Source organism: Acinetobacter sp. UBA5934 (assembly GCF_002430855.1).
Classification (GTDB): Bacteria; Pseudomonadota; Gammaproteobacteria; order Pseudomonadales; family Moraxellaceae; genus Acinetobacter.
In genome coordinates this window covers 16,869-24,256 of the sequence record NZ_DJDC01000187.1, presented here as the reverse complement: position 1 = coordinate 24,256, position 7,388 = coordinate 16,869, and the positions used below count along the sequence as shown (strand labels likewise).

The 7,388-nt window shown below is 44.6% G+C and carries 6 protein-coding genes and 1 pseudogene; all 7 read right to left on the bottom strand.

Features of this window, described 5'->3' with window-relative positions; translation table 11 throughout:
* Positions 1 to 285: pseudogene (locus tag B2Y23_RS13770) on the bottom strand (hypothetical protein); the annotation flags it as partial.
* A 21-nt stretch (positions 286 to 306) separates the two neighbouring features.
* Complete coding sequence (locus B2Y23_RS13765) at positions 307 to 1,641, bottom strand: ammonium transporter (RefSeq protein ID WP_291357051.1); 1,335 nt, start codon at positions 1,639 to 1,641, stop codon at positions 307 to 309.
* 348 nt (positions 1,642 to 1,989) lie between these two features.
* A complete protein-coding gene (locus tag B2Y23_RS13760) occupies positions 1,990 to 3,288 on the bottom strand; it encodes an MFS transporter (protein WP_291371425.1) in 1,299 nt (432 codons plus the stop codon).
* A 54-nt stretch (positions 3,289 to 3,342) separates the two neighbouring features.
* A complete protein-coding gene (gene tcuB / locus B2Y23_RS13755; protein WP_291371423.1) occupies positions 3,343 to 4,479 on the bottom strand; it encodes a tricarballylate utilization 4Fe-4S protein TcuB in 1,137 nt (378 codons plus the stop codon).
* The gene (gene tcuA / locus B2Y23_RS13750; protein ID WP_291357044.1) at positions 4,480 to 5,892 is read right to left on the bottom strand and encodes an FAD-dependent tricarballylate dehydrogenase TcuA; all 1,413 of its coding nucleotides are present in this window, start codon (positions 5,890 to 5,892) and stop codon (positions 4,480 to 4,482) included.
* A gap of 95 nt (positions 5,893 to 5,987) precedes the next feature.
* Positions 5,988 to 6,914, bottom strand: a complete 927-nt coding sequence (locus tag B2Y23_RS13745; protein ID WP_291357042.1) for a LysR family transcriptional regulator — start codon at positions 6,912 to 6,914, stop codon at positions 5,988 to 5,990.
* A 195-nt stretch (positions 6,915 to 7,109) separates the two neighbouring features.
* On the bottom strand, positions 7,110 to 7,388 hold a 279-nt coding region (locus tag B2Y23_RS13740; RefSeq protein WP_291371421.1), incomplete at its 5' end, for an NAD(P)(+) transhydrogenase (Re/Si-specific) subunit beta.

The following is a 7,388-nucleotide window of genomic DNA, read 5'->3' as shown; positions in this document are numbered from 1 at the left end:
CGGCTCTTCGGTTTGTACTTTCGGCTTGCTATCCAGTAGCACCTGTTTTTCAACAGCTGACATTTCACATAATACCTGCTTCAGCATTTCCTTACGCAGAAAGCGTAATTCATCGGTATTGCAAATGTCACTCATAAAACGGTTGAGCACAAATGAGGGTTTATCTCCATACTCCTGTTCCCAGTAACTCAAGACTCCTTCCAATACCGTCCCTTGCAAATAATGACTTAAACCGCGCTCAATCGCCTGTTTCTTTTGCATTACACTGAGTAATTCATTTGGCATAGCAAAACTCCCCTTTTTGGTTTAGTGGCGTTTGGTAATATCATCTGTTTCAAAAGTCACATCACGCTGAAATTCAGGATAAGACAGCTCGGCATGTTCGGTATAATCCAGGCCACGTTGTTCATGTTGCGTGCTGACACGTAAGCCACCCAACATTTTTTCCAGCACTTTAAAGGTAATCAACGCGATTCCGAATCCCCAGGCAAATGCTGCCAGTACACCTAAAACCTGAATAGACACAATTTGCGAGTTGAACATATCGGCTTCAAAAAACAGGCCGGCAGCGACTGTTCCCCACGCCCCGCAAAAACCATGTACGGTAACTGCATCCACCACATCGTCCAGTTTTAATTTTTCTATTAACGCAGGTAAGGTACTCACCAGTAACCCGGCTATGGCACCGGTAATAACTGCAAAGAGTGGCGACATGGTGGCACAACCCGCCGTAATCCCCACCAAGCCACCCAATGACGCATTGATAGTGGTCTTCATAAGGATCGCCTTGCCACGAATTAAGGCATACAGCATATAAGCTACTGCACCGGCACAGGCCGACAGATGGGTATTTAAGGCAATACGGCCAATACTGACACTGGCATTTACAGTCGATGCCGCATTAAAACCGAACCAGGCAAACCACAGGATAAAACCACCCAAGGCCACCAAGGGTAAGTTATGTCCGGCTAAAAAATGGCTTTGCCCATTACGGCCAAAGCGCCCCAAGCGCGGACCCAAAACAATAATTCCGGCCAAAGCCACCCACCCCCCAATGGAATGCACCACGGTCGAACCGGCAAAGTCGATAAATCCTAATGCTTTCAACCAGCCTGCTCCATCAAAAATACTGCCCCATGCCCAACTGCCAAAAACAGGATAAATCAGGCCACTGACCACGGCAGCACTTACAATATAGGCGACAAAATGAATGCGCTCTGCCATGGCACCACTGGCAATTGTGGTTGCTGTAGCAGCAAACATCATTTGAAAGAACAGCAAGTTCCAATGCCAGCCATCCATTTCATTGGGTGCAAAATGACTGGTGCCAATCCAGCCTGAAGAGTTCACGCCGAACATGAGTCCAAATCCCACCAGCCAGAAGACCAATCCTCCAAGACAAGCATCCATATAATTTTTCATTAACACGTTAACGGTATTCTTGCTGCGTACAGAACCACTTTCCACCATTGCAAAACCGGCCTGCATCAAGAAGACCAAAATCCCGCCGATGACCACCCAGACGCTGTCGAGTGATAAACGTATTTCTTGAATATTGGCTGTATTTGTCGCAGTTTCACTTGCAAATGCAGGTAATGAACATACGCAGAACAGCACCACTAGACACTTTATTATTTTCATGAACAGTCCCCTAAAACTCATGTTCAAAAATGCAAAACAAATGCCAATTTCTCGGGATATATTTTTTATTTTAAATAGGCTAAGAAACACGCTTAACTTAAGAGACGTGGAGTTTTTGAAACCACAAAGAAATTCTACTTTTTAAATGAATAATAAAAATAAATTGTTAAATGGTACTTCATAATGCATAGCAGCCACATGTTTGGTCAATATTGCACCAAAGCAGTTAAAATATGGGCTGAGACCTTATATCTTGCTTCATTATTTTGCATCCATCCTCTATTGAAAAATCATCTATTCTAAAAAATAAAAACCACCCGAAGGTGGTTGTTATGAAGATAGAAGACCTTAAGCTTCCGTTTGCTGATATACCGTCTTTTTATTCGGCAAACGTTTGCATAAATACAAACTTGCCAACAGGCTACAGGTCGCAGCAAACATTAACCAGACTGCCGGCATACTTACATTTCCTGTTTGCTCAATCAGGAAGGTACTCATCATAGGCGTCACCCCACCAAACAATGCGGTTGCCAAACTGAAGGCCAAAGAGAAACCGACCGTTTTTACGCGTACAGGCATAGATTCTGCCAGTGTGGCAACCATACTGCCGTTGTACATTCCAAAGAAGAATGAAAAATACAACAATACAATGATCAGGTTAATAAAGGTCGTATTGTGTACCAACCAATTTAAGGCTGGATAAGCGGTAAAAATAGCAAGAATGGTGATGCTTAATAATACCGGACGACGCCCAATACGGTCTGAAATCCAGCCACCAATCGGTAACCAAAGAAAATTGGATAAACCCACAATGACCGCAGCAAGCAAGCTGTCGGTGGTCGATAAGTCCAACTCTCGTTTAGCGTAAATTGGGGTGTAAACTGTAATGAAGTAGAACGTGGTCGTGGTCATTGCACTCATCAGCATACCTGCAATTACCACTCTCCAATTGCTGACCATGGTCTGGAAAATTTCTTTGCCGGTTGGATGGGTTTTCTGTGCTTTAAATGCTTCTGTTTCTTCCAGAGTACGACGCAGGAGGAAAATCAGTGGAATGATTAAACAGCCCACAAGGAATGGAATCCGCCAGCCCCAGTCACTTACCTGCTCCGGTGTCAGCATCATGTTAATGGAATAACCGAGCAAGGCTGCGAACACTACCGCAATTTGCTGACTACCCGACTGGAAACTGGTAATAAAACCACGGTTCTTGTCTGTTGAAATCTCCGCCAGATAGATAGATACCCCTCCCATTTCTACCCCGGCCGAGAAACCTTGTAACAGGCGCCCCACCACCACTAGAATAGGGGCAATAATCCCGATCTGGTCATACGCTGGAACAAAGGTAATCAAGATGGTGCCTAAAGCCATTAAGCTCAAAGTCACAATCAAACCTTTACGACGTCCCACTTTATCCACATAGGCACCGAGAAAGATGGCACCCAGAGGACGCATTAGAAACCCGGCTGCAAAGACTGTAAATGTCATCATCAATGAAACATATTCATTTTCCGAGTGAAAGAACTTTGCTGCGATATACGTCGCATAGAACCCGAACAGGAAAAAATCATACTGTTCTAGAAAATTGCCGCTGGTCACATTCAGAATCTTTCTAAATGTTCCGCTTTTTGTATTTTGTACAGTCATATCGAACCTCCCTGGTCATAAGATCAAGTCGAAATACAAATTAATAATGTTGATTTATTTGGTTTTTTTACTACGGCGCTCTTCTACAGCGAATTTCAATAGCGCTGCACTGCGGTAGAAGCCATGCGCAAACTTGCCAAATGGAATGGTTAAGAAAAAAGTCATGACTGTGGCTAAATGAGTAATCAATAACAGCGCCATCATGCCGCTGTCTCTGAATGCCAATAAGGCGAGACCAGTCAAACTGATAAGAAGGAGAAGGAAGATAAACCCACGGTCCATTAGTTTTTGCTTCGCATCACCATGTTTAGGGTCACGTTTTAAATTAAGGTAGAGCAATCCCATGGGACCAATCACCAGCCCTAAGCCACCCAATGTTCCTAAAATCACAGGCAGACTAAAAATGGGATAAGGTGCATGCAGATCTAAGAAGTAGTGATAGCCTGTCGCCACACTGGTCGCCAGGAAACATAGCAAGAAACCGTACATGGTGAAATGATGGAAACGGCGGCGAATCAAGGTATAGCGATCATCTTCTTCATTACAGCCTTTACCGTGACCACCATCTAGATATTTCAAGGTCAGTACATTTTTAGTGGCTTGTAATAAATCCGGTTTTTCTACCCCACCCAGCACCACTTCTGAAGTCTGATTCCAGAATTTGCGAATACCTAATCCCAACAGGATGAATGCCACCGTAAATACTGAACCAAACAGCAGGGCTAAAAAGTTATGTGGAAAAATGGCATAGAAGTTACCTTCATACCTGGCATATAAATCATTGCCCTGCATCCATGAGCCTGCCAACAAGAAGAAAATAAAGGTCACGATTAATGCACTAACCAGCGTAATTCCAGCTTTTTGATAAAGCTTGCCAAAGCTTTGTGGCACAGCAAAATTTTGATAGGTTTCTAAACGTACCTGTGCCATTGCTTGGGGAATATTGACCCCAAATTCATGCGGTGGTGCATATTGGCACGCATGTAAACAGGCACCACAGTTATGGCAAAGATTCGCCATATAATGGATATCAGCCTGATTAAACTCCAGACGCTTGGTCATGGCGGGAAATACTGCACAGAAGCTTTCGCAGTAACGGCAGGCATTACAGATCTGCAAGGCCTGTTTGACTTGCTCTTCATTGGCCGTCAACTGAACCACAGGAATTAAATTTTTAGCTGAAGCATTCATTTACATTGCCTCCGTGATTAAGGCGCTTTTATTTAAAGCAGCTGCTGCTGCATTTTTCCCGGCAATTCGGCCAAAAGTGGTTCCAATCGACATCCCCACGCCTGCGGTATATCCCTGTCCGAGTACATTCCCTGCCATCATTTCCCCCGCCACATACAGGTTTGGACTGGGCACATTGTTAAAACGTACGGCAGCATCATCTTCGACTTTTAAACCTAAATAGGTAAAGGTAATGCCAGGTTTTAAGGCATAGGAATAAAAAGGTGGTGTATCCAGCGGTACGGCCCAATGGGTTTTTGCAGGACTTAAATTTTCGGTATGACAATTGTCTAGAACGGTATGGTTAAACTCGCCTTTGACACAGGCTTGGTTAAACTCTTTTACGGTTTGTTCTAACTGATCCGGATCAAGATGAATTTTTTGCGCCAGCTCACGAATGGAATGGGCTTGCACCCCTTCAAATACAGGCGGCATGAAACGCCCGACCGATTTTGAATCGATAATGGAATAGCCAATTTGCTGTGGCTGTTTGGCAACCAGACGTCCCCAAATCGCATAACGCTTTGGCCAGAAATCTTCACCTTCGTCATAGAAGCGTTTGGCCTGATTGTTCACCACAATACCCAGTGACACACAGTCAATCCGGGTACAAATGCCACCATCATAAAGCGGGGCACGTGCATCGACTGCAACACAGTGCGACTGTGAAGGATCACCAATCACATCTACACCCTGGTCAATCATAAATTTCAGCAAGTTGCCCTGATTAAAGCGCGTACCGCGGATAATAAAATTATCTGCCGGCCATTCCCCAGCTTCGTTTTCCCCCCAGGCTTCGCGCAACCATTCACGGTTCGATTCAAAGCCGCCCGCCGCCAATACACAGGCTTTGGCTTCATAACGGGTGTCATCTTCAGCAATGGCTGCAACAAATTTGTCCTGGTCTAAAACGAGTTCCTGGATTTTGGTTTCATATTTCACCACCACACCCAATTCCTGGGCACTGCGGAAATAGGCATTGACTAAAGCTTTGCCGCCACCCATAAAAAAGGCATTGGTACGTGCGACATGCAGTGCGCCCGATAATGGCGGCTGGAAGTTGACTCCGTGCTTTTTCATCCATTCACGGCAGGTTTCGGTACTGCGAATGACTAGACGTGCCAGATGTTCATTGGTCTTGCCGCCAGTTACTTTTAAAAGATCTTGCCAATATTCTTCTTCTGGGTAGGCATCGATCAGTACATCTTGAGGCTGGTTATGCATACAGCGCAAATTACGTGTATGTTGAGAGTTGCCCCCACGCCATTCCTTTGGTGCAGCTTCTAATAATAGAACCGTTGCACCTTCTTCACGTGCAGTGATTGCAGCACATAAAGCTGCATTGCCACCACCGATTACTACAACATCGTACATGTGATAGATCCCCTACTCTTTGGCGCAACTGTAGGGGATAACTTAAGTTTGGAGTGAGAGGCTAAAAGCGATGGGGTGTTTAATTTTTTTAAAGACTAAAGCAGTTTTGCACTCGGCCAGGCATGCTGCTGAATCAGCTCAGTCATACATGAACGAATCACAGCCTTTGCAGCTAGGCTTGCGGGAGACAGCTCATCTTCAGGAAAACTAATCAGATAATTTGTCCGGTCAATGGAAGGTGAGGTTATTTTTAAAAAATTTAAATGCTGTCCACTCACATTCATAAAAGCACTTCCGGGTTGAATGGTGCCGACACACAAATTCGCAACAGTATTCATCAGCAAACTTAAACCATCAATTTCATAGGCCACGTTCAATTCATAATGCTGTTGTTCTACCAGTTTCCTTAAACCGTGATTGGTACTCGGCAATGCCAAAGGCAGATTTTCGACTGCACTTAATGGTAGCGAACCCTGCTTTAAATAATCTTCTAAATGATAAATCCTGTAGAACTCATCATTCCCAATTAGAAACATAGACTCAGATACCAGCGGCTGTACAGACCAGTTTTTATCTATGTCCTGACTAAAAATAATGGCAGCATCCAGCTGTCTGGAATTAATCAGTTGCACCAGATTACCGGATAAGCTTTCCACCAGATGAACCTTAATATCAGGATAACGCTCTGCCATAATTTTCAGGAAAGGCACCGCTAAAATGGAGGCTGTACTCGGTGGAAAACCGACACTGACATAGCCCACCAAACGCGATGACTGTGCCGCTTGAATTGCCTGATTGGCATGACGCAGCACCAGTTGAGCCTGTTTAAAAAATGCCAAACCAGCGGGTGTGGGAGTAACGCCTAAAGCGGAACGCTGAAGTAATCGGGTCGAGAGTTCGGATTCCAGTTTGGAAATTTGCTGGCTTAAAGCTGAGGTTCCAACATCCAGCTTTTGCGCGGCCTTGCCAATGCTTCCCTGTTCCACAATTGTGACAAAGGACTGTAGCTGTCTAAGTTCCATTGGCTATTCATTCCTGTGAATTGGCTATTGCTAAAAACTTGCAAAAGAATAGCTTAACAGGCACTGAATATAGAAGTCTTTGTTTCAATGAGCCTCAATGATTAAGAAATTGCGTTGGCAATAAAAAACCACCCGAAGGTGGTTTTAATCTCCCTAAATCCCTCTTTCATAAAGAGGGACTTTTGAAGCGTGGATTTAGTGACCGCCGCCGTTAATGGCTTTAGTCATGTCTTCCACAACTTTCTTGGCATCACCGAAGATCATCATAGTTTTTTCGTTATAGAACAAGTCATTGTCCAGACCTGCATAACCAGTCGCCATAGAACGCTTGATCACCATGATGGTACGTGCTTTATGCGCTTCCAGAATTGGCATACCGTAAATTGGTGAAGTTGGGTCATCTTTTGCCGCAGGGTTCACTACGTCGTTTGCACCGATGACTAACACCACGTCAGTTGCCGGGAAGTCAGAGTT

Excerpts from the sequence above, each read along its gene's own strand:
- B2Y23_RS13765 (WP_291357051.1), bottom strand. The coding sequence starts at position 1,641 with ATGAAAATAATAAAGTGTCTAGTGGTGCTGTTCTGCGTATGTTCATTA.
- B2Y23_RS13760 (WP_291371425.1), bottom strand. The coding sequence starts at position 3,288 with ATGACTGTACAAAATACAAAAAGCGGAACATTTAGAAAGATTCTGAAT.
- tcuB (WP_291371423.1), bottom strand. The coding sequence starts at position 4,479 with ATGAATGCTTCAGCTAAAAATTTAATTCCTGTGGTTCAGTTGACGGCC.
- tcuA (WP_291357044.1), bottom strand. The coding sequence starts at position 5,892 with ATGTACGATGTTGTAGTAATCGGTGGTGGCAATGCAGCTTTATGTGCT.
- B2Y23_RS13745 (WP_291357042.1), bottom strand. The coding sequence starts at position 6,914 with ATGGAACTTAGACAGCTACAGTCCTTTGTCACAATTGTGGAACAGGGA.